A 24,198-nucleotide genomic window follows, 5' to 3' on the forward strand; every position below is an offset into this window, starting at 1 on the left:
TCCAATGACGACGGATATCCAAATGCTGCGCTTTGTCGCCACTTTCCTTGCTTGCCTGACACTGGCGTTTCCCGCCACAGCACAGCAAGAAGACGCACCCATCCAACAACTGCTTCAGTCGCAACGCGACATTATCGTTGAAAGTTCGCGCCGGACCATCGGACCCGCGATTGACGCGCTTGCCAATAGCGGGCTGCCCGAAGCGCAGATGGTCATGGACAAATGGCAAACACGCCAGATGTGGGTGAACACGGAAACCGGCCTATTCGTCTATGCCGAAGAAGTGGACCGCGACACGCTGCGCATTTTCGATTTTGCGGATGGCACAGAAATCGGAGAGGTTCCCGATGACGGGTTCGATCAGCTCAAGCCGAATTCTGGCATTCGGGGATTGATCGGTACAGCACTTGTCCAGTTCCAACTCAGCGATCCCGACCCCGACACGCGCCGCCGCGCGCTGGATGCGATTGAACGTGGGGCTGAGGAAAGCCATTTGGCCGCGCTGCGTGCCAGCCTTGAAAATGAAACAGACACGCAGATCCTCGCTCGCAAGCAGCGTTTGGAACGCTTGCTCACCATCGCCTATGGCGAAACGGATGCCGAACGGATCGAGGCGATCCAGAGTTTTGACGGGGATTTGGGCGTCGACGTACGCGCCGCGTTGAACCCCCTTTTGTCGGTGCGGGTTGAAGCGGCGGATGTGTTGCCGACAAACCCGGATATCGGCCAGATGCTTGCCCCCGGATCAGAGCAATTGTCGCGCGATGACGCTTATGCGCTGCTTGTGTCCGCTGATCTTGCCAAACCCCGGATCAGTGTTGAAGACCAACGCAATGCATTGATTGAGAACATTGCCGATGGGCAGGTGGCGGGCATTCAGGTCGCCACGCTGAACAGTCAAGATGCGCGCGATATGGCTTATGCGGCCTTGGCAGAACAGGGCACGGTGACCGCTGTTGCAACCGAAGCCGAGGTCGACCAGCGTCTTGCCAATCACGTCTTTTACGAACGCTATGTGGGTGCGCCGCCCGAAGTGGTTTTTGCCGCACAGGCCGCGCTGAACGCCATCGAAAATAAGGTGGCAATCAACCAGATGTTCGACCTGTCGCTGGACGCGCTGTCCTTGGCGTCAATCTATTTCTTGGCCGCAATCGGACTTGCCATCACCTTTGGTGTGATGGGCGTCATCAACATGGCCCACGGCGAATTCATCATGATGGGCGCCTATACCGGCTATGTCGTGCAGTTGTTCATCCCCGACTACACACTGTCGATCATTGTGGCGATCCCGCTAGCTTTTGCGGTGACCTTCGGCGCAGGAGTCGCGATGGAGCGTTTGGTGATCCGCTGGCTCTATCATCGCCCGTTGGAAACGTTGCTGGCGACGTTCGGCATTTCGATCGCTTTGCAACAGATTGCCAAGAACATCTTTGGCACACAGGCACGCCCCCTCACCGCGCCGGGTTGGCTGGATGGGTCGCTGGTGATCAATGACATCGTTTCGATCAGTTATATCCGGATTGCGATCTTCGTGCTCGCTTTGCTGTTCCTGGCGCTGTTCCTGTTCGTGATGAACCGCACGCGACTTGGACTGGAGGTACGCGCGGTGACGCAGAACCCGCGCATGGCAGCTTCGATGGGCATCAACCCAGACAAGATCAACATGCTGACCTTTGGGTTTGGATCCGGCATCGCGGGCATCGCTGGGGTGGCCATCGGACTGTATGCCAAAGTCACGTCCGAGATGGGCAGCGACTACATCGTGCAGTCCTTTATGACCGTTGTTGTTGGCGGTGTGGGCAACATCTGGGGCACACTTTTGGGGGCCACGATGGTTGGCTTCCTGCAGAAAGGGATTGAGTGGTTCAACCCGTCCAACACGCTGGCGGCGCAGACCTACATGATCCTGTTTATCATCCTGTTCATCCAGTTCCGGCCAAAGGGTATCATCGCCCTCAAGGGCCGTGCGGCGGAGGCTTGAAACATGACTGATGCTGCCCTCCCCCGCCGCCAGCCTTTCGCGCTCCGCTTTCCGTCGGTAATGATCTTTCTCGCCATCCTCGCATTGTTCACAGTTGCGGTCACAGTCCTGTCTGAAGGGTTCGGGATCGGCGTGATCTCGACCAGTTTCATCAAGACGTTGGGTAAGACGCTTTGCCTGTGCCTTGTGGCTTTGGCGATGGACCTTGTCTGGGGCTATTGCGGGATCCTGTCGCTGGGGCATATGGCCTTCTTTGGGCTTGGTGGCTACGCCATCGGCATGTGGCTCATGTATGCCCGCACCGAGATCATCGTTCTGGAAAGCCTGTCCGCCGCCGCCCTACCCCCGACACCACAAGAGGTGTCTGACGGGATTGCCACGCAGATCTTCGGCGTTGTCGGATCGTCAGAATTTCCGCCGATCTGGGCGTTCGCGCATTCGCTGCCCCTGCAGCTGGCCGCCGTTGTTCTCGTGCCCGGCTTGCTAGCGCTGGTCTTTGGGTGGCTGGCGTTCCGCAGCCGCGTAACGGGTGTTTACCTGTCGATCCTGACCCAAGCGATGACCCTCGCCCTATCGCTACACCTGTTCCAGAATGACAGCGGTTTGCGGGGCAACAACGGGTTGTCCGGACTGCAAAACCTGCCGGGTTTGGGCGACACACCGCAATCCATCGTGTCGCTTTGGTTCTTCTGGGCCTCGGCGCTGGCGCTGGCGCTCGGCTATCTACTGTGTGCTTGGATCGTATCAGGCAAGTTCGGATCGGTCATTCGCGCCATCCGCGATGACGAAGCACGGGTCAGGTTTCTTGGCTACCCAGTTGAGGCGTTTAAGCTGGTGATCTTCACCCTGACCGCCGTAATCGCCGGCATTGCGGGAGCGCTGTATTATCCGCAGGCGGGCATTGTGAACCCGGCAGAAATCGCACCAATCGCGTCGATCTATCTGGCCGTTTGGGTCGCCATCGGTGGACGCGGCAGGCTATATGGAGCAGTGATTGGTGCAGCGTTCGTGTCGTTAGTGTCGACATGGTTCACCGGAGGTCAGGCACCGGACATCAACCTTGGTTTCTACACGATCAGCTGGGTTGACTGGTGGACTGTGCTGCTGGGCGTGTCCTTTGTTTGTGTGACGCTATTCGCACCAAAAGGCATCGGCGGATTGGTAGACATCCTGATCGATCGCAAAAGCCCCAACCGCCATGGCGCTGACCTTGGTCCCGACCACGGCGCGCTGCGGGAACAGGAGGCCGACAAATGAGCACACTTCTTGAGGTTTCGGGCGTGTCGGTGTCCTTTGATGGGTTCAAAGCCATCAACAACCTGTCCTTCCAGATCGCCGATCGCGAATTGCGCGCAGTGATCGGGCCCAATGGCGCGGGCAAGACGACCTTTATGGACATCATCACGGGAAAGACGAAACCCGATGAGGGCCGGGTGATCTATGGCGACAAAAGTGTGTCTCTGCTCAAGATGTCGGAAAGCAAGATCGCACAAGCCGGAGTTGGCCGAAAATTCCAACGTCCGACCGTGTTCGAAGATCAGAGCGTCTTTGACAATCTGATGATGGCATTAAAGAAAACGCGCGGTCCGCTGGCCGTTTTATTCTTCAAGCAATCTCAGGAGGACAGCGACAAGGTGGCGGACTTGGCAGAACAGATCGGACTGTCGGGCGCGTTGCACCGAAAGTCGGGCGAGTTGAGCCATGGGCAAAAGCAGTGGCTCGAGATCGGGATGCTGCTGGCCCAAGACCCCCGCCTTTTGTTGATCGATGAACCCGCTGCAGGGATGACCCCGGCGGAACGCGAACACACCACCGACATCCTGCGCGAAGCTGCGAAGACACGAGCGGTTGTCGTGGTGGAGCATGACATGGAATTTGTGCGCCGCCTGAACTGCAAGGTGACGGTGCTGCACGAAGGGTCGGTGCTGGCCGAAGGCTCGCTTGACCACGTGACGAAGAATGAACAGGTGATCGAGGTGTATCTTGGCCGATGAAGTCCTGAAGACCGAGGGTCTGACGCTGCACTATGGCGGCAGTCAAATCCTCAACGGCATCGACATGGCCGCCGCCAAGGGCGAAATCACCTGCGTGATGGGAACCAACGGTGTAGGTAAGACGTCACTGCTGAAGGCGATCTCGGGTACACATGCCTATTCGGGTGGATCGCTGTCGCTGAACGGAGAGGCGATTTCCCATGCTTCGGCGCATGCGCTGGCGCAAAAAGGTGTGGCCTACGTTCCGCAAGGCCGCGATATCTTTCCACTGCTGACCGTGCGCGAGAACCTCGAGACAGGGTTTGCCTGCCTGCCAAAATCCGAACATCACATCCCTGATCATATTTTTGAGTTGTTCCCGATCCTCAAGGAATTTCTCAACCGTCGGGGTGGCGACCTGTCTGGTGGGCAACAACAGCAACTTGCCATTGCGCGGGCGCTGATCACCAAGCCGAAGCTATTGCTACTGGACGAACCGACCGAAGGCATCCAGCCCAACATTATCCAACAAATCGGTCGGGTGATTGCCCTGCTGCGAGAACAGGCAGACATGGCGATTGTGCTGGTCGAGCAGTATTTCAGCTTTGCCTATGACCTTGGCGACCGCTTCTACGTTCTCGAACGCGGCGCGGTAAAGATGAGCGGCCAAAAGGCGGAACTGGATCGAGATGCGCTTTTGGCAGGCGTGTCGGTGTAAAGCTTCAAAGACCGCGTGCACAGGTTGATGGGCGCAGGCGAGGCCTTTTCCATCAGCCCTTTGCCAGGGTCGGAGTCACCGCGCGCTGGTAAAGGTGCCACGTGGTGTGCCCCAGAATGGGAAGCGTAAAGATCAGGCCCAGAAACGCTGGCACCAGCGACAGAAGCATGGTGACCGTGATGATCGCAGCCCAAGCCAACATGACCGTAGGGTTCTCTGTTACGACACGGACAGAGGTCAGCATCGCCGTGATGAAATCGATGTCGCGATCCAGAAGCATGGGCATCGCGACAACGGTAACTGAAAATAGAACAGCCGACAGAAACGCGCCGACGCAGGTGCCTATGGCCAGAAAGGTCCATCCTTCGGAGGTGAAGAAAGCGACTCTGAAAAAGCCCTCCAAATCCGAGAAGGATGAATCCTGTAGGACAATCACCAATACCGTGCGGAACTGGTAAAACCATATCCAAAGGATGAACAAGGTTACGAAAGCCATCCAGCCCATCTCGCGTTTTCGCTGGTTGGCCATGACGGTGAGGATTTCGGACCAGCCGAAGCTTTCGTTGCGTTGCAAACGGCGGGACATTTCGTAAAGCCCGGCCGCGGCGAAAGGCGCGATCAAGGGAAAGGCAACTGCAGCTGGGAGGACCATCCAGACTTTTCCCAGCCAGACCAAGCACCAGACAAACAAGATTCCAAAGACCGCATAGAAGAGGCCGAAGAAACCGCTCATCACTGGTCGGGACACGAAGTCCGAGAACCCTGCTTTCAACGATGCCTTGATATCGTCTGCCGTGACGGTGTTGACGGTGTAGGTCGTCCGCTGCTGCGGCGCGACAGTGTTGGGCGGCTTTGAACCTGCAGTTTCCGTTGCCATCACACGTTCCTCCCAAGGCAAATCTGCCTCAGGTCCCGCAACATAACAAGTCAAGCGTGTCGCGTGTGGTCGTGTGGTCGGGCAGACCTACTTCTGATCTGCCCGCTTGAACGCGCCCTGAACAATGCGGTCCATGACCATCGCGAGGAACAGAATGGCGAAGCCACCCAGCAAACCCGGGCCTTTGGCCGCAAATTGCAGCGCTTCGAGGATCTCCTGCCCCAGACCACCGCCACCGATAAGCGAGATGATCACCACCATTGAAAGGCACATCAGGATCGTTTGGTTCACCCCAGCCATGATCGACGGCAAGGCAAGCGGGATTTCAACATCCTTCAAGAGCTGCCACTTGGATGCACCAAAGGCCACGGCAGCCTCTTTGATGCTGTCAGGCACACCCCGCATGCCCAGCGCTGTCAGGCGAATGACCGGTGGCATGCCAAAGATGATCGTTGCCAAAATACCCGGTGGGTTGCCAGTACCAAAGAACGCAATGATCGGGATCAGATAGACAAAAGCGGGCAGCGTCTGCATCAGGTCAAGCACAGGTTCCGCCATGCGATAGGCGCGCCGCGATTTGCCGAACCATACGCCCAATGGGATGCCAATGATCACACACAGGATCACTGCAGCCCCAACCAGAGCGACCGTTTCCATCGCCAGCGCCCAATAGCCGAGCAAAGCCGTATATGCCATGGCCGCTATCGTAAAGATCGCCACGCGCGGACCGGCAGCGCGATAGGCGGTGACGGCAATCACCAGCATCACCACCGGCCAAGGCGAACCGTTCAGGGCCAATGTCAGGCCGTCCAAAACCGTTCGTACACCCGCGACGATCCCGTCGAACACGTCACCCCCGGCTGTGGCAGCTGCATCAATGCGCGCCTCCATCCACGAGGCGACCGCACCAAAGAGCGTGCCTCCGTCCTCACCAAGCACTGCTTCGGAAACCTGCCTTTCAGGGAATTCGTCAAGCAGAGCGAGTGAATTGCTGACGGTGAACTTGTAGATGATGAGCGGCGCAACAGCCGCGGTCAGAACCGCGCCCAAGACCAGATTTTTGGTCGAACGACCGCTTTCCGTGCCAGTCGGATCAATGCGCCAACGCGAATACTGCTTTTCGTAGGCCACATTGGCGTACACCCCCTGAACGAACTTGAAGACCAGCAGCAGCACCAGACCAGTCACAAGGATGCTCATGCCCTCGGCCTGTGCGGCTTCGGCCCGTTCAATGTTCTGGTCGATGGCACGCTGCATGTTGCCAGCCAGCGTTTCGAACCTTTGGCGGCTTGTTTCATCTGCGGCTGCAGCAGCCTGATCCAGCCGTTCTTGCATGCGAACCTGCTGCTGGGCTGCCCGGTCAAGAAACTCAGCGCCAAGATTGCCCCAGAGCCCGCGCCCGATCTGCACCCACGCGATGATTTCCAGGATGAGGAAGGCCCAGAACATTCCCCAAATTGCCCGCGACGAGGCCCAAACTGGGCCAAGAAGTGCTGCTGCCACATTGAAGGTCTTGGGAATGATGCCCGTGCTGTCGTGGATCGTATGAAACGCACGCACATAGTAGTCGCCATTGGGCCCAGCAAAGTCCTTGATGGACCTGTCCAGCGCATCGCGGTCGACCTCGATATCCGAGGCGGCGGTGACTTTCACATCTGTGGTTGCGTCACTCATTTTTGCCCCCCTGAATGCCGCGCAGCAGGCGTGGCTTTGTCACTATTCCGATATCTGTGCTGTCCTGAGTGATGACCACGGGAAGGTCGGTTCCGACGGCAAGGTCGATCAGTTGGTCCAGATCGGCACCCTCATCGGCACGGGGCGCGCCATCGAGCGAGCCTTGATAGCTTGCCATCGGCTCCATGATAGAATGGGCCTTCACCAGCTTGAGCTTGGAAATCCCCTGCACGAATTCACGCACGTAATCATCGGCCGGGTTCATCACGATGTCTTCTGGTGTGCCGATCTGCACGATCACGCCGTCTTTCATGATGGCGATGCGGTGACCGATGCGGATGGCTTCATCGAGGTCATGCGTGATGAAAAGCGTGGTTTTCTTGAGCTGCGCCACAAGCGCCTTGAACTGATCCTGAAGCTGCAAACGGATGAGCGGATCAAGCGCTGAAAACGGCTCGTCCATCAAGAGTATCTCAGGATCGGATGCCAAGGCGCGGGCAATACCAACGCGTTGTTGCATACCGCCAGACAATTCGCGCGGCAGACGATCCTCATAACCGGTCAGATCGACTAGCCCCAAAGCATGATCGGAAATCGCCCAGCGTTTGGACTTGGGCACTTTTCGGATTTCCAATGGATAGGCCACATTATCCCGCACTGACCTGTGCGGCAGCAAAGCCATGTGTTGAAACACCATCCCGATCTGCTGCGCCCGGATGCGCCTCAGTTCGGTTGCTGAAATCGCAGAAACATCCTGCCCAAGTATTTCGATCTTGCCCGCCGTTGGTTCGATCAGCCGGTTCACGTGACGCACAAGCGTTGACTTGCCCGAACCAGACAGGCCCATGATGCAGAAAATTTCACCACGTGCGACTTCGAAACTGGCGTCCTGCACGCCGACGACGCATTTGAAACGCTCAAGAACTTCCGGCTTGGTCAGCCCTTCGTTCAAGACGGCGTTCATGGCCTCGTCACTGCGCTCGCCAAAGATCTTCCAGACATGTTCGAGCTTTACGACAGGGTCGTTCATATGCCTCTCCCGTTGGGTATGCGTACCCTGCGCGCGCAGCACGGAGCACATGGGAACAGGGCCGCAGCAGCATCACTGCGACCCTGATACGAGAGGCTTAGTTGGTCAGCCAGTTGATGACAGTGTCTTCGTTGTCCGCAACCCACTGCTTGGCGAAAGTGGCTGCTTCGACGCCATCGACGGCAAGAGCTTTGCCCATGGCGCTTAGGTCATCACCGGTCATCTGATAGTTCTGGAACAGCGCTGCAACTTCGGGATAGGCCTCTTCCAATTCCTTGGCATAGTGCAGGTGCAAGGTGGCACCGTTCCACGCGGTCGACGCTTCGGATTTTTCGAGCCAATCGGGGTCATCGGTCGGCTGCACGATAGTCCACGTTGCCGGATCATGCGCGGGTTCTTCCAGCACATAAAGGTCCTGAGTCACGAAGATATAGTGTGGGCTGTAGCAGAACCCGATCCACGGCTCACCCGCAGTTGCCGCATTCGCAAGGTTGGCATAAGCGATGGTTTCTTCGTACTCGGTGAGTTCGAACATCTGGTCATAGCCGTACGACTTTGCACGGATCTTTTCGACCACGGTCGACGCCCAGCCGGGTGCGCCGATCCAGACTTCGGGCGTGCCATTGCCATCTGTGTCGAAAATCGCGATCTTGTCCGGGTCGCTCAGATCATCGATGTGCTTGATGTCATATTCTTCAGCGATTGCGGCGGGCACACACATGCCCTGCTCGGCCTGCACCGGGTTGGTGTTCATCACAACCGAGCCTTTGTCTTGGACATAGGTGTCATGCAGGTTTTGCTGGTTCGGCATCCACACCTCGGGGTGTACATGCATGGAGCCACTGTCCATCGCCTCGAAAACAATTGGGTTCGTGCCGTTTTGAAGCTCGACATCCAGACCGAGGTTATCCTCGATCACCACTTCCAGAACATGCGCCGTCGCATTGACAGACGCCCAATTGGGCACGCCGATTACGATATCCGCAGCCTGAGCCGCGCCACCGGTGCTAAGAGCTACGATGGCTGATGTCGTTAGAGCCCGTGTCTTGGTCATCTTCATAGTGTCGTCCTTTCCCTGTTGATTGATTTTTCAGGGGGAAGCGGCACATGTCAGTGCGACATCCCCCTCTCTCCCGCCGGGTGAGGACACACCCGATCGTGAATACTCGACCGCGGCGCTGACAAGCACCTGCAGCGCATCGAACATCGGCACGTTCGCCGCAATGTCCGATGCCAATAATGAAAACTCTGTGCAGCAGATACAGATCACATCCGCGCCATCTTCGACCATCTGGGCACAGATATCCGACAGCGTATGCGCTGCAAATTCGGATGGACCCTGTGCCTTGATCGACCGGATCGTAGCAAGGGCGCGCCCCTGCTCTTTTGCGTAGACAGGGGCAAGACCAGCCTGAGCCAAAGCAGCTTCGAACACACCCACCTGTTGCAATGCCGGAGATCCCAGCAGCCCGACCTTGCCACAGGGTGCGATGCGGGCCGCTTCTGCGCAGGACATCTCAACCATATTCAAAAATGGCCTGTCCGTCGCTGCAGCCACTTGGTTTGCGTAATAATGTGCCGTGTTGCACGGCATCACAAGCGCCTCGGCACCTGCAGTAACCAGCCCCTTGGCCATATCCACTAGAACCGGTCCGGGGTCTTCGCCTGTACCTTCGAGAATGGCTTTGATGCGCGAGGGCACTTGCGTGTTGTTGTCGACCAAAAGCGGGATGTGATCCGCGTCATCGCGAGCCTGCACCGCAGCGACAACCTGCTGCATGAAAAAGATCGTCGCTTCCGGGCCCATACCACCCAGCACACCAATACGCCGCATCAGGCTGCTCCTTTTTGCAAGGCATGCCCTACCACATGGGCAATAATGTCGGCCACATGGGCGCAATCCTCAAGGCTGAACGTCAAGGGAATGCGCATATCGAGCAATCCAGCGAGAATTGCATCCGTTTTGGGCAAATTCTGAGGTGGTACGTAGCGCCAGCTTTGGTGGTTGGACGTAAACCCAACCGGGCTGTCCGCGCCGAACCACTTGAGTTCGACGCCCAGCGCTTTTGCTCCAGTAACCACCTGCTTCATTGTTTCTGTGCTGGCGGTCGGCATCAGGAATTGGAACGACGAACCGACATATCGCTCTTCTTTGGGGCGGTGCGGCACATAGACATCAGGCATCCCGCGCAGACGGTCTGCCACCAGATCATGCCGGGCATTCCAACGGTCGATATTCGTCTCTAAACTGCCCAATTGGGTCAAAAGGATCGACGCCCGCAAGTTGTCCATCCGTCCCGACATGTTGGGCGTGTCGAGCCGGATGTCTTGAAACACCTCGGGCGCGGGCCCAGCCCCATGCCGTTCATAAAGCATGTATGACCCCGACAGCATAATCGCACGCGCCATAAATTCGGGATCATCCGACGTCAGAAACCCGCCTTCGCCGCTGTTCATGTGTTTGTACGTCTGGGTCGAAAAGCATCCGGCAATGCCAAAGCTGCCGGATTTGCGCCCTTTCCACGATGCGCCCATCGTATGTGCGCAGTCTTCGATCAATGGCACGCCGTGACTGTCAAGCACCGCCATCAGCGCATCCATGTTACACAGATGCCCGCGCATGTTCGACAGAAGCATCGCCTTGGGCGCGGTTTTGGCGATCTTGGCATCCAGATCGTCCAGATCAATCACCAGATCCGTCGTGATCTCGACCAGCACCGCTTCGGCCCCAACGGCAGCAATCGCTCCTGGAACGGGGGCGAGCGTGAACCCATTCGTCAAAACACGGTCGCCAGCTCCTATGCCGAGCGCACGCAGCGCCGTGGCCATCGCGTAACCGCCCGATGTGCAGGCAAGGCAATAGGACGACCCCTGATAGGCCGCATAGGCCTTTTCAAGCTCGGCCACCGGGCCGAGCTCGTCGCCGACGGTGTTGTAGCGATGCAGCCGCCCACTGCGCAGTACCTCAACAGCTGCCGTAATCGCGTCATCCGCGATGGGTTCCTGTTGCGTGAAACTGCCGGTGAATGGCTGCATCGGTAAGGATTACTCTGCTGCGGCGGGTGATGACACCGGCGCATCATAGTTGAAAGCCGCCGTATAGCCAAAGAGCCCGACACCACCGCCAGTGTGGAGGAAGACGATGTTCTTGTCGTTCTTGAACTCTTCGCCCTTGCGGATCAGATCAATCATCCCCGCAGCACCTTTTCCGGAATAGACCGGATCAAGAAGCAAGCCTTCAAGTCGCGCAAACATTTCAATCGCTTCAATCCCGCTTTCGGTTGGGATGCCGTAACCCTGACCCACATAATCGGTGTTCGCCACCACATCTTCGCGCGATACGACACCGGCGCAGCCCAGCTTCTCGGCTGTCTTGACCGCGAGATTGAAGACGTTTTCCTCTTGCTTCGGCTTGGGCGCACGTGTGCCAATCCCCAAAAGCGGGATATTCGCGTTGATCGCTTTCAATCCAGTAATCAGACCCGCTTGTGTACCAGCACTTCCTGTAGCGTGCACAATACGGTCGATCTCCAATCCCATTGCGTTGGCTTGGCTCACTATTTCCATTGCTGCATTGGCATAACCAAGCGCACCTGTCGGATTTGATCCACCACCCGGTATAACATAGACTTTGCGCCCTTTGGCACGGTGCTCTTCGGCACGTGCCTCCATCAGACCGGGCATATCCGCGCCGCCGGGATGCTTTTCAGCAGTCGCGCCATGCAGAAAATCCAGAAAGACGTTGCCGTTCTCATTGTAGTTCGGGTCGTTTGATCCCGTCCGGTCCTCCAGAAGGATATGGCAATCCAGACCAAGACGCGCCGCAAAGGCGGCCGTCTGGCGGGCGTGGTTCGATTGGGTCGCACCTTGAGTCATTACCATGTCAGCGCCCTGCTCAAGCGCTTCACCCATCAAAAACTCGAGCTTGCGGGTTTTGTTCCCACCCGTCGACATGCCGGTGCAATCATCGCGCTTGATCCAGATACGTGGCCCGCCAAGCTCTTTGGACAGGCGGTCCATCGGCTCCAGTGCGGTGGGCAAATGAGCGAGGTTAACGCGGGGGAATCGGGAAAAGTGCATCGGAGCGTCCTTTGATTGGGTTGCTGTATCAATTCTGCATGTAACCGGCCTCGTCAAATAGAAAAACCGGAGTTATTATGCACAACACGCATAAAGAGGGGCAAAATGCGAATTGACTGGATCGAAGACCTCGTGGCGCTTCTGGACAGTGGCGGCGTGGCTGACGCCGCCCGCCTGCGCAATGTAACACAGCCTGCCTTTTCACGCCGCATCAAAACCCTCGAAGAGCTGCTGGGCATCGAACTCATTGACCGCAGCGTCAAGCCCAGCGGGCCATCCACCGTCCTGCGCGACCGCGACGCGGAGCTGCGAAAACTGGCGGCTGAACAAAGACTTCTGCTGTCAGACATGCGACAGGAACAAAGCTCTGGCCTCCGCCAGCTTGTGATCGCCAGCCAGCACGCGATCACCACGTCGATGGGAACGCAGATCATCAATTCGGTGGCAGAACCCAGTCGCACACATATTCGTCTGCGCTCTGCGAACCGGGATGAATGCGAAACCTTGCTGATCCGCAGACAAGCAGCGATTTCTCTGACCTACCGGATCAAATCGGAACCTGCGTCCGAACCAGCCTCTTTTCTGATTGAAGCCGTGATCGGCGAAGAAACCCTGATCCCGGTCTGTGGCAGAGCCCATGCTGCAGACCTTATCGCCGGGTTTCGCGACGGGGCATTGCGGATAATCGGCTATCCCGCGGATGTATTCCTCGGGGCCGCTCTGAACCGGCATATCCTTCCCCCGATCGAAGCGCAGTGCAGTGTGAGCGTTGTGACAGAGACTGGCCTTTCAACTGCGGCGCTTCAGTTGTCGCAATCGGGCTTGGGCGTCGCATGGGTGCCCGCGGCCTTGGCGCAACCGGACCTTGCGCGCGGCGATCTGACCAATCTCGGAGATACGCTTGGTTGTATCGAAATGGACATCGTCGCGCAGCGCTGGGCAACCACGTCAAACGTTGCGACGCTTGATGCTTGGTCGCGGCTCGTTCAAGAAATGTGAACCACGAATAACAATATTCTTGCCAAACCGCGTTTCCGAACTGCAGCAGAATTTTTCCCTAAAACTGGCACGCTTCTTGCCGTTGAGTCAGCAACCCAAAGGGGATTGAACCATGCTTGATGTATCAACAGAAACCGAAATAGACGAAGGTCAACTGTACGCGCAAAGCGATAATGTCACCCATGAGCAATTCAGGAATGTCACTCTCCTCGCAAACTGATGAGAGGATGAGCGGACATGGGATGGGTATTGATGAGCGAGCGCGAGTTGAACCGGGTTGAGGTTTTGGCGCAGGTCGATGACGGTCGGCTGAGCGTCGACAATGCGGCGAACATGTTGGACCTGACGCGTCGGCAGATATTCCGACTGTTGAAGCGGTATCGTCAGGACGGAGCTTCAGCGCTCCGGCACAAGTCGCGGGGGCGTTCGCCAAACAATCAAATCCACGCGGCTAAACGCGACTATGCTTTGAGCGTCATCAAAGAACAGTATCCTGACTTCGGACCGACGCTTGCGGCTGAGATGCTGTCCGAACATCACGGGCTCACAGTCTCGCGCGAGACTGTGCGCAAGTGGATGGTTGAGGATGGCCTTTGGCTGTCCCGCAAACAGCGCCGCCAGTTTCATCGACCGCGCCTGCGCCGGGAATGCTATGGCGAGTTGATTCAGATCGATGGCTCGGATCATCGTTGGTTTGAAGACCGCGCGCCGCCTTGCACTCTACTGGTTTTTATTGACGACGCGACCAGCACCTTGATGGAGCTGCGGTTCGTGAAGTCGGAAAGTACATTCAGCTATTTCGAGGCTTTGGAGCGCTATCTGCAAACCCATGGGCGCCCTGTTGCATTCTATTCCGACAAGCACACGGTATTTCGCGTGGCCAAGGAAGACGCTAAGGGCGGCGCGCGAATGACCCAGTTTGGGCGCGCCTTGAGCGAGTTGAACATTGAGATTCTGTGCGCCAATTCGAGCCAAGCCAAAGGTCGTGTCGAGCGCGCGAACCGAACATTGCAGGACAGGTTGGTCAAGGAGCTCCGCCTGGCGGATATTTCTGACATGGAGGCTGGAAACGCCTATCTGCAGGGGTTCAAAGAGCGTCACAACGCCAAATTCGCCAAAGCTCCGGCCAAATCAGACAATCTGCACCGTGCTCTTAACGTAGAACCGGATCGTCTTGCGGACGTTTTGTGCTGGCGTGAGAACCGCTATGTCGGCAAGCAGTTGACGTTTTCCTATGAGCCCAAGCGCATCATGCTCGAAGAGAACGACCTCACGCGCGGTCTGGTCGGCAAATATGTGGACACCTATGCCTTTGTGGACGGTCGGTTTGAGGTCCGCTGGAAAGGCTATTCCCTACCCTACAGGTTTTTTGACATGGACCAACGCGTTACTCATGCGGCGATCACCAGCAACAAGAACCTGAGCGCCGTGCTTGAGCATATCAAAGAGATGCAGGATGCGGCGCCCCCAAAGCCCAAGGTCCGTACGAACTCTGAGAAGATGGGATATAAGTCAAACGGCCGACGGCCAGGACGTCCATCAGATGCGCGAGTGAAGAAGACAACTGCGCAAGCGGCGCAACGGTAAGAAGGATGTGACCATGGATACCGATGACGATGTCGACGTGATCTTCTCTGAACTATGCGCCGACGTGGAGATCGATGGACGATTTTTGACGGTTGAGATCTACAAAACGACCATTGATCCAAGCTGGTATTTGGAGGTCATCAACGAGTTCGGCACGACGACGTTGTATGATGAGCCTTTCCTTGCAGATGGTCTTGCCTGGCAGCAATTCGAAAAGACCGTGAAGGAGGAAGGGCTAGCCGCCTTCTTCACAAAGGTAGAGAAACAGAATCTCTTTCACTGATCGCCGCAAGGCTTTTCAGCCCTGCGATAGTTGAAGTCTCCGGGCTCAAAAGCCTTGCTCCCCTCAGCGCATTTGGTGACATTTCTACTTTGCAAAACCGGTGACATTTCTACTTGGTTGCAACATCAACTCGCCCTACTTTCGATGGTCGACCGCACACAGGCTGTGATTCATTGTAAGCGCTGTGTGGCGCCCACCTTCTCTTGATCCTTGTGATTTGAGACTCACGCCCTGTTGGATAACAGGAGGTGAGTTTCGCCATGGAGACTACGAACGAGTTTCTCACGCGTTTGGGCGTTGAGGTCTCACGGACCGGGAGCCGACGGTGGCCAGATCGTGTGAAAGCGCGGATCGTGGCAGAAACGCTGGTGCCTGGAGCAACGGTGAATGACGTTGCGCGCAAGTATAACCTTCGCCCGAACCACCTGTCGGGATGGCGGCGGCTGGCCAAGGATGGTGAACTTGTTTTGCCCGCGCCAGAGGCTGACACGGACTTCGCCCCGTTGGTGATGTTCGATGTCGAAAGTTCGCCATCGGCGGAAGATACGGGTTCGGCGAGTAGGGCAATCGAGATCGTAGCTGGATCGGTTTCTGTCCGGCTGGACGGTGCCACGCCTGCAGCCCGGATTGGGGACATCGTGCGTGCGCTTGGGGGTGGCGCATGATCTTCCCTTCGAACCGTGTGCGCATTTTGGTGGCAACGCAGCCGGTTGACTTCAGAAAAGGACACGACGGGCTGACAGCCATGGTGCAGACCGTGCTCCGCAAAGATCCGTTCACCGGGACAGTGTTCCTGTTTCGGGCCAAGCGCTTGGACCGGCTGAAGCTTCTCTATTGGGACGGCAGCGGTCTGGTCATGGCCTACAAACGGCTCGAGGACACGACCTTCACCTGGCCCACGATCAAGGACGGAATGATGGCGCTGAACCACGCACAGTTCGAGGCGCTTTTTTCCGGGCTGGACTGGCGCAAGGTCAAGGCGCTGGAGACCCGCCCACCAGCTGCGGCGGAGTGACTCGGGGCGACGAATGCAGGGATCATGGCTTTGATCCCAGTGTATAATACTGATCATGAGCGCCGCTGCCAAAGACCTCGATCTGTCCGTCCTGCCACCGGAATACCGCGTAGCTTTTGAGGCCTTGAAGGCAAAAGCTGCGCGGGCCGCGGAGCTGGAGGACATCGTCAAACGTCTTGAGCATCTGGTGGCCGAGCTGAACCAGGTGGTCCACGGCAAGAAGTCCGAGAAGCTCAGCGAAGATGATCGCCAGCTGACCTTCGAGGATCTTGAAGCTGCCGTCGCCGAGGCCCGTGAACAAAAGAAGGTGCAGACGCCCGGAGACGACAAGCCCAAGCGAAAGCGAGTGGCCAGGCGCAACCGCGGCAACCTGCCCGCCGGTTTGCCACGCATCGAGCAGGTAGTCGAACCCGACAGCCTGATGTGCCCCTGTGGTTGCGGGCAGATGCACAGGATCGGCGAGGACCGCAACGAGCGGCTCGACATCGTCCCGGCACAGTGCCGTGTGATCGTGACGGTCCGCCCAAAATATGCCTGCCGCACCTGCACCGATGGGGTCACACAAGCACCGACGCCCGCATGGCTGATCGAGGGCGGGCTCCCAACCGAAGGCGCCATCGCGCATGTTCTGGTCAGCAAATATGCGGACCATGCCCCGCTCTACCGACAATCACAGATCCTCGCCCGCTCTGGCATCGACATTCACCGCTCGACGCTGGCTGATTGGGTCGGTGTGGCAGCTTTCCACCTTGGACCCATCGTGGACCGGCTGGCCGAGCACCTGAAGACATCCACGAAGCTGTTCATGGACGAAACCACGGCGCCGGTCCTCGATCCGGGCCGCGGGCGGACAAAAACAGGCTACCTCTGGGCTCTGGCGCGCGATGATCGGTCATGGGGCGGCGATGATCCCCCCGGGGTCGTCTTTTTCTATGCTCCCGATCGCCGCGGGGAGAATGCCGAGAAATTCCTGACCGGCTTCAACGGCACGCTGCAACTCGATGGCTACCAGGGCTACAACCGGCTGACGCGCCCTGACCGCAAGGGCGGTGATCCGATCGTTGTCGCCCATTGCTGGGCGCATGCGCGTCGCAAGCTCAAGGAAATCTTCGATCGCGATGGTTCCGAGATCGCCGCCGAGGGCCTGCGCCAGATCGCAGGAATCTATGCCGTCGAGAAAGACATCCGCGACACGTCCCCGGGCCAGCGCCTGTCAGCGCGCCAGGCACGATCCGCGCCACTGGTCGAAGCCTTCGGCATCTGGCTACAAGCGCAGCGCCTGCGCATCTCGGCCAAATCGCGCCTCGGAGAGAAGCTTGCCTACATCCACCGACACTGGGATGGTTTGCAGACCTTCCTGACGGACGGACGCGTCGAGATCGACTCCAACAAGGTCGAAAATCTGGTCAGGCCGATTGCTTTGAACAGGAAAAACGCATTGTTCGCCGGTCATGACGAGGGGGGCAAGGCATGGGGCCGCATCGCATCCCTGATCGAGACCGCCAAGATCAACGCCATCGAGCCTTTCGCCTATCTCAAGGCTACGCTCGAAGCCATTGCGGCCGGACATCCGCAACACCGCATCGACGAGTTGCTTCCTTGGAACTTCCAGCCGTCAAGCTGAAACCCAAGTGCCCTTCAGACACCGCTTACGATTCATTTCACGGTGGACGGAGAAATTTGTAAGCGCTGTGTGGCGCCCACCTTCTCTTGATCCTTGTGATTTGAGACTCACGCCCTGTTGGATAACAGGAGGTGAGTTTCGCCATGGAGACTACGAACGAGTTTCTCACGCGTTTGGGCGTTGAGGTCTCACGGACCGGGAGCCGACGGTGGCCAGATCGTGTGAAAGCGCGGATCGTGGCAGAAACGCTGGTGCCTGGAGCAACGGTGAATGACGTTGCGCGCAAGTATAACCTTCGCCCGAACCACCTGTCGGGATGGCGGCGGCTGGCCAAGGATGGTGAACTTGTTTTGCCCGCGCCAGAGGCTGACACGGACTTCGCCCCGTTGGTGATGTTCGATGTCGAAAGTTCGCCATCGGCGGAAGATACGGGTTCGGCGAGTAGGGCAATCGAGATCGTAGCTGGATCGGTTTCTGTCCGGCTGGACGGTGCCACGCCTGCAGCCCGGATTGGGGACATCGTGCGTGCGCTTGGGGGTGGCGCATGATCTTCCCTTCGAACCGTGTGCGCATTTTGGTGGCAACGCAGCCGGTTGACTTCAGAAAAGGACACGACGGGCTGACAGCCATGGTGCAGACCGTGCTCCGCAAAGATCCGTTCACCGGGACAGTGTTCCTGTTTCGGGCCAAGCGCTTGGACCGGCTGAAGCTTCTCTATTGGGACGGCAGCGGTCTGGTCATGGCCTACAAACGGCTCGAGGACACGACCTTCACCTGGCCCACGATCAAGGACGGAATGATGGCGCTGAACCACGCACAGTTCGAGGCGCTTTTTTCCGGGCTGGACTGGCGCAAGGTCAAGGCGCTGGAGACCCGCCCACCAGCTGCGGCGGAGTGACTCGGGGCGACGAATGCAGGGATCATGGCTTTGATCCCAGTGTATAATACTGATCATGAGCGCCGCTGCCAAAGACCTCGATCTGTCCGTCCTGCCACCGGAATACCGCGTAGCTTTTGAGGCCTTGAAGGCAAAAGCTGCGCGGGCCGCGGAGCTGGAGGACATCGTCAAACGTCTTGAGCATCTGGTGGCCGAGCTGAACCAGGTGGTCCACGGCAAGAAGTCCGAGAAGCTCAGCGAAGATGATCGCCAGCTGACCTTCGAGGATCTTGAAGCTGCCGTCGCCGAGGCCCGTGAACAAAAGAAGGTGCAGACGCCCGGAGACGACAAGCCCAAGCGAAAGCGAGTGGCCAGGCGCAACCGCGGCAACCTGCCCGCCGGTTTGCCACGCATCGAGCAGGTAGTCGAACCCGACAGCCTGATGTGCCCCTGTGGTTGCGGGCAGATGCACAGGATCGGCGAGGACCGCAACGAGCGGCTCGACATCGTCCCGGCACAGTGCCGTGTGATCGTGACGGTCCGCCCAAAATATGCCTGCCGCACCTGCACCGATGGGGTCACACAAGCACCGACGCCCGCATGGCTGATCGAGGGCGGGCTCCCAACCGAAGGCGCCATCGCGCATGTTCTGGTCAGCAAATATGCGGACCATGCCCCGCTCTACCGACAATCACAGATCCTCGCCCGCTCTGGCATCGACATTCACCGCTCGACGCTGGCTGATTGGGTCGGTGTGGCAGCTTTCCACCTTGGACCCATCGTGGACCGGCTGGCCGAGCACCTGAAGACATCCACGAAGCTGTTCATGGACGAAACCACGGCGCCGGTCCTCGATCCGGGCCGCGGGCGGACAAAAACAGGCTACCTCTGGGCTCTGGCGCGCGATGATCGGTCATGGGGCGGCGATGATCCCCCCGGGGTCGTCTTTTTCTATGCTCCCGATCGCCGCGGGGAGAATGCCGAGAAATTCCTGACCGGCTTCAACGGCACGCTGCAACTCGATGGCTACCAGGGCTACAACCGGCTGACGCGCCCTGACCGCAAGGGCGGTGATCCGATCGTTGTCGCCCATTGCTGGGCGCATGCGCGTCGCAAGCTCAAGGAAATCTTCGATCGCGATGGTTCCGAGATCGCCGCCGAGGGCCTGCGCCAGATCGCAGGAATCTATGCCGTCGAGAAAGACATCCGCGACACGTCCCCGGGCCAGCGCCTGTCAGCGCGCCAGGCACGATCCGCGCCACTGGTCGAAGCCTTCGGCATCTGGCTACAAGCGCAGCGCCTGCGCATCTCGGCCAAATCGCGCCTCGGAGAGAAGCTTGCCTACATCCACCGACACTGGGATGGTTTGCAGACCTTCCTGACGGACGGACGCGTCGAGATCGACTCCAACAAGGTCGAAAATCTGGTCAGGCCGATTGCTTTGAACAGGAAAAACGCATTGTTCGCCGGTCATGACGAGGGGGGCAAGGCATGGGGCCGCATCGCATCCCTGATCGAGACCGCCAAGATCAACGCCATCGAGCCTTTCGCCTATCTCAAGGCTACGCTCGAAGCCATTGCGGCCGGACATCCGCAACACCGCATCGACGAGTTGCTTCCTTGGAACTTCCAGCCGTCAAGCTGAAACCCAAGTGCCCTTCAGACACCGCTTACAGAAATTTTGCACGCGAACGCAAACTTCCTCGCAACCGTGGAATACCCCGCCGATGCCGTTATCGGGAAACATCACAGGATGTTTGTCGATCAGGACTATGAGCAGTCCAACGCGTACAAAAAATTCTGGCAGGACCTGAGTTCAGGAAAGACGTTCACCGACCGTTTCCCGCGCCGGACGCGGACAGGACGCACGATTTGGCTGCTTGCGACGTAACCACGCCATTGATACCGCAGCTTACGCGGCTTGACTGTTCTTCACGGATGCGATCGGCGCCCAGTTCCAAGGCAGCAATTCATCAAGCCGGTTGATCTTGTGATCGTGGATGCGGTCGAGGATGTCAGCAAGATAGGCCAGCGGGTCAAGACCGTTCAGCTTGGCCGTTTCAATGACCGTCATCGCGCGCGCGAGGGTTTCCGCGCCGGTATCTGCGCCCGCGAAGAGCCAGTTTTTACGTCCTATTCCAATCGGGCGCAGGGCGCGTTCGGCCGGATTGTTGTCGATGGCCACACGCCCGTCGTTCAGGAACAGGCTGAAGGCCTCCTTCCGCGCGAGGCCATAGCGGAACGCCTTGGCTAGATCGCTTTTGCCGGGGATGCGCAGAAGCTGCTGTTCAGACCAAGCAAAGAAAGCCTCGACCTTGGGCTTGGTAAGTTTTTGACGTGCCGCATAGCGGACGTTGGCGGGCTGACCGTTGATATCGCGCTCGATGTCGTAGAATTTTCCGATCCGGTCGAGCGCCTCGCGAGCGATCTCGGATTTGGTTGAGGTCCAAAAGTCATGGAAGTCGCGCCGCAGATGCGCCCAACAGGCGGCCTCCCGCAAACGGGCTGTGCCGTCAGGCTCTGGCGCGTAAAGCTTGGCATACCCTTTGTAGCCGTCGGCCTGAAGAATGCCCTGCGCTGCGGACAGATGACTGAGGACGTGCTCTTCCTTCCAGTCTGGCGCAAAGCGATAGACAGCACCCGGTGGTGATGCCCCGGCCCAGGGTCGCTGATCACGCACATAGGCCCAGATCCGGCCCTGCTTGACACCCTTGCCAAGCCCTCTGTTGCGCATGCTGCGATCAAGCACCCGGATGGGGGTGTCGTCCGCATGCAGCAGGTCGCTGGCCATGATGTCCGCCTCGATCCGTACAATGAGCGGCTGTAAGGTCTTCATGGCTCGCCCGCACCAGCCAACAAGCGTGCTTTCGGGAATGTCTGCTCCCATGCGGGCGAAGATCTCGTGCTGGCGATATAACGGAAGGTGGTCGTCGAACTTCGAGACCAGCACATGGGCCAGCAAGTTCGGCCCTGCAATACTGCCGGGGATCGGACGGCTGGGTGCTGGTTCCTGCACCATCCGCTCACACCGGCGGCAGGATTTCTTGATCCGGGCAATCTGGATCACCTTCATCTGAGCGGCGATCATGTCCAGCAGTTCGCTGACATCCTCACCCACCACACGCAGATCGCCGCCACAGTCGGGGCAGCAGGCACCGGGGTCCAGTTCACGGCGTTCGCGCGGGGTCGCATCCGAGACACGTGGCTTGCGGCGCAAAGTGGGCGCATCGGCAGCTTCCGCTGATGGCTCATCCGGCCCTTCGTCGATTGGCGCTTCATCGTCTTCGGCCACGGCAACCAGCAGGTCTTCAAGCGCCAGTTCCAGCTGTTCGATCTCGCGCTCAATCTTTTCCGAGGATTTGCTGAAGGCCAGTTTCTGAAGCTTGGCGATCCGTAGGCGCAGGGCTTGCACCAGCTGGTCGTGAACCCGTAGCGTGGCCGATATCTTGGCGTTCTCTGCCGCGATCCGCAGGTTTTCAGCCTGTAGAGCAGCGATCATAGCGCGCAATTCAGCGGGATCATCAGGCAGGTTTTCAGCAGGTTCAGACATGCGCTTGACTACCAAAAAACAGGCTCAAGCGCCATATAAATAACGATAATTCGTGCGCAGAATTACCCCACGCGCGCTGGCGGAGCGCCCCAATCCGGACGTCTCCAGTCGATCCCCTCCCACAGCATCGCGAGCTGTGCTGATGTTAGCCGCATCGACCCATCCGCAGCATTCGGCCAGGGGAAGCGGCCACGCTCCAAGACTTTGTAGTAGAGACAAAACCCCTGGCCATCCCAGAACAGAAGCTTGATACGATCCCCGCGTCGCCCACGAAACGCAAATACCGCACCATTGGCTGGTTTCTGACGCAACACATCCTGCGCCAAAGCGGCCAGCCCCGCGATTCCCTTTCGCATATCCGTGACACCACACGCCAGATACACACGCACACCAGTGCCGGGACCGATCATGCGGCGTCCACCGCGCGGATCAGCACCGACAGTGCAGTCGGATCAATCGTGCTTTCAAAATGTAAACTACGGCCGCCACGCAAACGCAATTCAACCGCAACCGGTGGCGACGTTTCAGCGGCCGTATCCTGCGCTGTCGGCACTCCAGCCGCCACTGGCATATCCAAAGGGTAGAAAAGCGCCCCGGCCTCCGGCGACCACAGACCCTTCTTCTTCAGGTCGTGCCGCCAAGCGTAAATCTGCTGCCGCGTCACTTCATGGCGCTGCGCCACCTGCGTCACCGTTGTGCCACCAACCCCGACCGACATGATGATCTCGAGCTTGTCCTCATCACGCCAGAAGCGCCGCCGCTCCATCCCAAGAATTTCACCACGCATCAGGGACCCCGCATAAGACACGTCGCTAACGACGTAGTTAAACACGTGTCTTAGATCACCGCACCAACCTCAGGCAGGCGGTGCCAATGGCGCGGTTACCTTGCGACCTACGCACCGGTTTTTGATGAAAACGGCGCTGTATCGCGGATCATCAAGATCGCCACCAACGTCACAACGCGCCAGCAGGCCATCAAGGACCTCGAACAGGGTTTGGAACACCTGCGAAATGGAGACCTGACACATCGCATCAAGGTCAGCGAAGCGCCTGACTTTGCCGTTCTTGGCAATGCCTTCAACCGCACGATGGACGATTGGAACGCGCTGCTTGGACGGGTCTCGACTGTGACCGGAGCAGTTCAAACCATCGAACAGGCCCTTTCGGCCTCGTCGGAAGAGCTGTCAAATCGCAACGCGTCGCAAGCGTCTGCACTGAGTCAGACTGCGCAAGCCTTGAACCAGTTGAATGAAACGGTCCGCACCGCGGTCGATGAAGCACAATCCGCAGACGGCATCGCCAAGGAAACTCGCAGTACAGCCGAAGGGAATGCAAAGCTGGTCGAAGACATGATGGATGCCATGGTGTTGATCCAGACATCGTCAGCGCGTATCTCAAAAATCGTCAACACTATTGAATCCATTGCGGTTCAAACCAATCTTCTCGCACTGAACGCAGCGATCGAGGCCGCGCGCGCAGGGAATGCCGGTCGCGGCTTTGCCGTTGTTGCAACGGAAGTGCGGCAGCTTGCACAACGCAGTTCGGAATCTGCCCGCGAGATCGGCGGGCTGGTCGCTGAAAGTGAGACCCATGTCTCGAACGGTGTGTCTCTGGTCAATCGAGCTGGCACGGACCTGAACAGCTTTTTCGAAGGCTTTGAAAGTCTGACCAAGACTGTGGAACGGATCGCGGACGGCATGACCACGCAATCGGCCGCGCTCTCTCAGATCACTGAGGCGGTCAGCCCTATGGAACATATGACTCAAGAAAACGCTCAGATGGCTATAGAAACGACCTCTGCCTGCAAAAGGCTTGCAGACGCATCCGACGTGCTTGCCTCTGAAGTTGCGACCTTCCAGACGAACTGACCTTACTCAAACTCGCACGTCAGTCGCCCTTTGATTTGGCAGAAGGCGCAACCCATCAGT

General features: G+C 58.2%; 25 protein-coding genes. 15 read left to right on the plus strand and 10 right to left on the minus strand.

What is annotated here, in order from left to right; genetic code table 11:
- The first annotated feature begins 22 nt into the window (after window positions 1-22).
- The 4 genes from urtB to urtE are packed head-to-tail and all read left to right on the plus strand — an operon-like array spanning window position 23 to window position 4,672.
- Window positions 23-1,981 carry an urea ABC transporter permease subunit UrtB gene (gene urtB / locus ACK3EW_RS18400; protein WP_493807319.1) on the plus strand — a complete coding sequence of 653 codons (1,959 nt, stop codon included), beginning with the start codon at window positions 23-25 and terminating at the stop codon, window positions 1,979-1,981.
- Window positions 1,982-1,984: 3 nt separating this feature from the next.
- On the plus strand, window positions 1,985-3,238 hold the full coding sequence (gene urtC / locus ACK3EW_RS18405) for an urea ABC transporter permease subunit UrtC (protein ID WP_493807320.1): 1,254 nt from the start codon (window positions 1,985-1,987) through the stop codon (window positions 3,236-3,238).
- Window positions 3,235-3,975, plus strand: coding sequence for an urea ABC transporter ATP-binding protein UrtD (gene urtD, locus ACK3EW_RS18410; protein WP_493807321.1), 741 nt, complete (start codon window positions 3,235-3,237; stop codon window positions 3,973-3,975). The genes urtC and urtD overlap by 4 nt, the downstream gene beginning before the upstream one ends.
- Window positions 3,965-4,672 carry an urea ABC transporter ATP-binding subunit UrtE gene (urtE, locus tag ACK3EW_RS18415; protein ID WP_439120733.1) on the plus strand — a complete coding sequence of 236 codons (708 nt, stop codon included), beginning with the start codon at window positions 3,965-3,967 and terminating at the stop codon, window positions 4,670-4,672. The genes urtD and urtE overlap by 11 nt, the downstream gene beginning before the upstream one ends.
- Window positions 4,673-4,724: 52 nt before the next feature.
- On the opposite strand, the gene ACK3EW_RS18420 is transcribed toward urtE, so the two are convergent.
- The 7 genes from ACK3EW_RS18420 to cuyA all read right to left on the minus strand — a co-directional run bounded on the left by ACK3EW_RS18420 (window position 4,725) and on the right by cuyA (window position 12,333).
- Window positions 4,725-5,549 (minus strand): DUF2189 domain-containing protein, encoded by an 825-nt coding sequence (locus ACK3EW_RS18420; RefSeq protein ID WP_493807322.1) that lies wholly within the window; start codon window positions 5,547-5,549, stop codon window positions 4,725-4,727.
- 87 nt (window positions 5,550-5,636) lie between these two features.
- Window positions 5,637-7,223 (minus strand): ABC transporter permease, encoded by a 1,587-nt coding sequence (locus ACK3EW_RS18425; protein WP_493807323.1) that lies wholly within the window; start codon window positions 7,221-7,223, stop codon window positions 5,637-5,639.
- The gene (locus ACK3EW_RS18430) at window positions 7,216-8,253 is read right to left on the minus strand and encodes a quaternary amine ABC transporter ATP-binding protein (RefSeq protein WP_493807324.1); all 1,038 of its coding nucleotides are present in this window, start codon (window positions 8,251-8,253) and stop codon (window positions 7,216-7,218) included. Before ACK3EW_RS18430 ends, ACK3EW_RS18425 begins: the two co-directional genes overlap by 8 nt.
- A 97-nt stretch (window positions 8,254-8,350) precedes the next feature.
- Window positions 8,351-9,307 (minus strand): ABC transporter substrate-binding protein, encoded by a 957-nt coding sequence (locus tag ACK3EW_RS18435; RefSeq protein ID WP_493807325.1) that lies wholly within the window; start codon window positions 9,305-9,307, stop codon window positions 8,351-8,353.
- Window positions 9,308-9,343: 36 nt separating this feature from the next.
- Window positions 9,344-10,087: a cysteate racemase gene (gene cuyB, locus ACK3EW_RS18440; RefSeq protein WP_493807326.1), complete on the minus strand. Its 744-nt coding sequence runs from the start codon at window positions 10,085-10,087 to the stop codon at window positions 9,344-9,346.
- Entirely contained in the window at window positions 10,087-11,289 is a 1,203-nt protein-coding gene (locus tag ACK3EW_RS18445; RefSeq protein WP_493807327.1) for a DegT/DnrJ/EryC1/StrS family aminotransferase, read from the minus strand. The genes cuyB and ACK3EW_RS18445 overlap by 1 nt, the downstream gene beginning before the upstream one ends.
- A 9-nt stretch (window positions 11,290-11,298) precedes the next feature.
- Complete coding sequence (gene cuyA / locus ACK3EW_RS18450; protein WP_493807328.1) at window positions 11,299-12,333, minus strand: D-cysteate sulfo-lyase; 1,035 nt, start codon at window positions 12,331-12,333, stop codon at window positions 11,299-11,301.
- A gap of 105 nt (window positions 12,334-12,438) precedes the next feature.
- Here cuyA and ACK3EW_RS18455 point away from each other — a divergent pair, with 105 nt between their 5' ends.
- The 10 genes from ACK3EW_RS18455 (at window position 12,439) to ACK3EW_RS18500 (ending at window position 20,609) form a co-directional block, all read left to right on the plus strand.
- Window positions 12,439-13,332, plus strand: a complete 894-nt coding sequence (locus ACK3EW_RS18455; protein WP_493807329.1) for a LysR family transcriptional regulator — start codon at window positions 12,439-12,441, stop codon at window positions 13,330-13,332.
- A 237-nt stretch (window positions 13,333-13,569) separates the two neighbouring features.
- Window positions 13,570-14,919: an ISNCY family transposase gene (locus ACK3EW_RS18460; protein ID WP_493807330.1), complete on the plus strand. Its 1,350-nt coding sequence runs from the start codon at window positions 13,570-13,572 to the stop codon at window positions 14,917-14,919.
- A 13-nt stretch (window positions 14,920-14,932) separates the two neighbouring features.
- Window positions 14,933-15,202 carry a hypothetical protein gene (locus ACK3EW_RS18465; protein ID WP_493807331.1) on the plus strand — a complete coding sequence of 90 codons (270 nt, stop codon included), beginning with the start codon at window positions 14,933-14,935 and terminating at the stop codon, window positions 15,200-15,202.
- Between the two features lie 260 nt (window positions 15,203-15,462).
- Entirely contained in the window at window positions 15,463-15,867 is a 405-nt protein-coding gene (tnpA, locus tag ACK3EW_RS18470; protein WP_301070753.1) for an IS66-like element accessory protein TnpA, read from the plus strand.
- Window positions 15,864-16,217 (plus strand): IS66 family insertion sequence element accessory protein TnpB, encoded by a 354-nt coding sequence (tnpB, locus tag ACK3EW_RS18475; RefSeq protein ID WP_301070749.1) that lies wholly within the window; start codon window positions 15,864-15,866, stop codon window positions 16,215-16,217. Before tnpA (ACK3EW_RS18470) ends, tnpB (ACK3EW_RS18475) begins: the two co-directional genes overlap by 4 nt.
- Window positions 16,218-16,272: 55 nt before the next feature.
- A complete protein-coding gene (gene tnpC, locus ACK3EW_RS18480) occupies window positions 16,273-17,841 on the plus strand; it encodes an IS66 family transposase (protein WP_301070747.1) in 1,569 nt (522 codons plus the stop codon).
- A 143-nt stretch (window positions 17,842-17,984) separates the two neighbouring features.
- The gene (tnpA, locus tag ACK3EW_RS18485; protein WP_301070753.1) at window positions 17,985-18,389 is read left to right on the plus strand and encodes an IS66-like element accessory protein TnpA; all 405 of its coding nucleotides are present in this window, start codon (window positions 17,985-17,987) and stop codon (window positions 18,387-18,389) included.
- Entirely contained in the window at window positions 18,386-18,739 is a 354-nt protein-coding gene (tnpB, locus tag ACK3EW_RS18490) for an IS66 family insertion sequence element accessory protein TnpB (protein ID WP_301070749.1), read from the plus strand. Before tnpA (ACK3EW_RS18485) ends, tnpB (ACK3EW_RS18490) begins: the two co-directional genes overlap by 4 nt.
- A gap of 55 nt (window positions 18,740-18,794) precedes the next feature.
- A complete protein-coding gene (tnpC, locus tag ACK3EW_RS18495) occupies window positions 18,795-20,363 on the plus strand; it encodes an IS66 family transposase (protein ID WP_301070747.1) in 1,569 nt (522 codons plus the stop codon).
- 36 nt (window positions 20,364-20,399) lie between these two features.
- Window positions 20,400-20,609, plus strand: a complete 210-nt coding sequence (locus ACK3EW_RS18500) for a PAS domain-containing protein (RefSeq protein ID WP_493807332.1) — start codon at window positions 20,400-20,402, stop codon at window positions 20,607-20,609.
- Between the two features lie 21 nt (window positions 20,610-20,630).
- On the opposite strand, the gene tnpC (ACK3EW_RS18505) is transcribed toward ACK3EW_RS18500, so the two are convergent.
- The 3 genes from tnpC (ACK3EW_RS18505) to tnpA (ACK3EW_RS18515) all read right to left on the minus strand — a co-directional run bounded on the left by tnpC (ACK3EW_RS18505) (window position 20,631) and on the right by tnpA (ACK3EW_RS18515) (window position 23,055).
- Entirely contained in the window at window positions 20,631-22,268 is a 1,638-nt protein-coding gene (gene tnpC / locus ACK3EW_RS18505; RefSeq protein ID WP_493806894.1) for an IS66 family transposase, read from the minus strand.
- Window positions 22,269-22,330: 62 nt separating this feature from the next.
- A complete protein-coding gene (gene tnpB / locus ACK3EW_RS18510) occupies window positions 22,331-22,678 on the minus strand; it encodes an IS66 family insertion sequence element accessory protein TnpB (RefSeq protein WP_037967155.1) in 348 nt (115 codons plus the stop codon).
- A complete protein-coding gene (tnpA, locus tag ACK3EW_RS18515) occupies window positions 22,675-23,055 on the minus strand; it encodes an IS66-like element accessory protein TnpA (RefSeq protein ID WP_493806895.1) in 381 nt (126 codons plus the stop codon). Before tnpA (ACK3EW_RS18515) ends, tnpB (ACK3EW_RS18510) begins: the two co-directional genes overlap by 4 nt.
- 210 nt (window positions 23,056-23,265) lie before the next feature.
- Between tnpA (ACK3EW_RS18515) and ACK3EW_RS18520 the strand changes: the two genes are divergently transcribed.
- Window positions 23,266-24,138: a methyl-accepting chemotaxis protein gene (locus tag ACK3EW_RS18520; RefSeq protein WP_493807333.1), complete on the plus strand. Its 873-nt coding sequence runs from the start codon at window positions 23,266-23,268 to the stop codon at window positions 24,136-24,138.
- Window positions 24,139-24,198: the final 60 nt, after the last annotated feature.

Source organism: Marivita sp. NO-S04 (genome assembly GCF_059070475.1).

Coding starts and splice junctions, on each gene's coding strand:
- urtB (WP_493807319.1), top strand. CDS start 23: ATGCTGCGCTTTGTCGCCACTTTCCTTGCTTGCCTGACACTGGCGTTT.
- urtC (WP_493807320.1), top strand. CDS start 1,985: ATGACTGATGCTGCCCTCCCCCGCCGCCAGCCTTTCGCGCTCCGCTTT.
- urtD (WP_493807321.1), top strand. CDS start 3,235: ATGAGCACACTTCTTGAGGTTTCGGGCGTGTCGGTGTCCTTTGATGGG.
- ACK3EW_RS18420 (WP_493807322.1), bottom strand. CDS start 5,549: ATGGCAACGGAAACTGCAGGTTCAAAGCCGCCCAACACTGTCGCGCCG.
- ACK3EW_RS18425 (WP_493807323.1), bottom strand. CDS start 7,223: ATGAGTGACGCAACCACAGATGTGAAAGTCACCGCCGCCTCGGATATC.
- ACK3EW_RS18430 (WP_493807324.1), bottom strand. CDS start 8,253: ATGAACGACCCTGTCGTAAAGCTCGAACATGTCTGGAAGATCTTTGGC.
- ACK3EW_RS18435 (WP_493807325.1), bottom strand. CDS start 9,307: ATGACCAAGACACGGGCTCTAACGACATCAGCCATCGTAGCTCTTAGC.
- cuyB (WP_493807326.1), bottom strand. CDS start 10,087: ATGCGGCGTATTGGTGTGCTGGGTGGTATGGGCCCGGAAGCGACGATC.
- ACK3EW_RS18445 (WP_493807327.1), bottom strand. CDS start 11,289: ATGCAGCCATTCACCGGCAGTTTCACGCAACAGGAACCCATCGCGGAT.
- cuyA (WP_493807328.1), bottom strand. CDS start 12,333: ATGCACTTTTCCCGATTCCCCCGCGTTAACCTCGCTCATTTGCCCACC.
- ACK3EW_RS18455 (WP_493807329.1), top strand. CDS start 12,439: ATGCGAATTGACTGGATCGAAGACCTCGTGGCGCTTCTGGACAGTGGC.
- ACK3EW_RS18460 (WP_493807330.1), top strand. CDS start 13,570: ATGGGATGGGTATTGATGAGCGAGCGCGAGTTGAACCGGGTTGAGGTT.
- ACK3EW_RS18465 (WP_493807331.1), top strand. CDS start 14,933: ATGGATACCGATGACGATGTCGACGTGATCTTCTCTGAACTATGCGCC.
- tnpA (WP_301070753.1), top strand. CDS start 15,463: ATGGAGACTACGAACGAGTTTCTCACGCGTTTGGGCGTTGAGGTCTCA.
- tnpB (WP_301070749.1), top strand. CDS start 15,864: ATGATCTTCCCTTCGAACCGTGTGCGCATTTTGGTGGCAACGCAGCCG.
- tnpC (WP_301070747.1), top strand. CDS start 16,273: ATGAGCGCCGCTGCCAAAGACCTCGATCTGTCCGTCCTGCCACCGGAA.
- tnpA (WP_301070753.1), top strand. CDS start 17,985: ATGGAGACTACGAACGAGTTTCTCACGCGTTTGGGCGTTGAGGTCTCA.
- tnpB (WP_301070749.1), top strand. CDS start 18,386: ATGATCTTCCCTTCGAACCGTGTGCGCATTTTGGTGGCAACGCAGCCG.
- tnpC (WP_301070747.1), top strand. CDS start 18,795: ATGAGCGCCGCTGCCAAAGACCTCGATCTGTCCGTCCTGCCACCGGAA.
- tnpC (WP_493806894.1), bottom strand. CDS start 22,268: ATGTCTGAACCTGCTGAAAACCTGCCTGATGATCCCGCTGAATTGCGC.
- tnpB (WP_037967155.1), bottom strand. CDS start 22,678: ATGATCGGTCCCGGCACTGGTGTGCGTGTGTATCTGGCGTGTGGTGTC.
- tnpA (WP_493806895.1), bottom strand. CDS start 23,055: ATGCGTGGTGAAATTCTTGGGATGGAGCGGCGGCGCTTCTGGCGTGAT.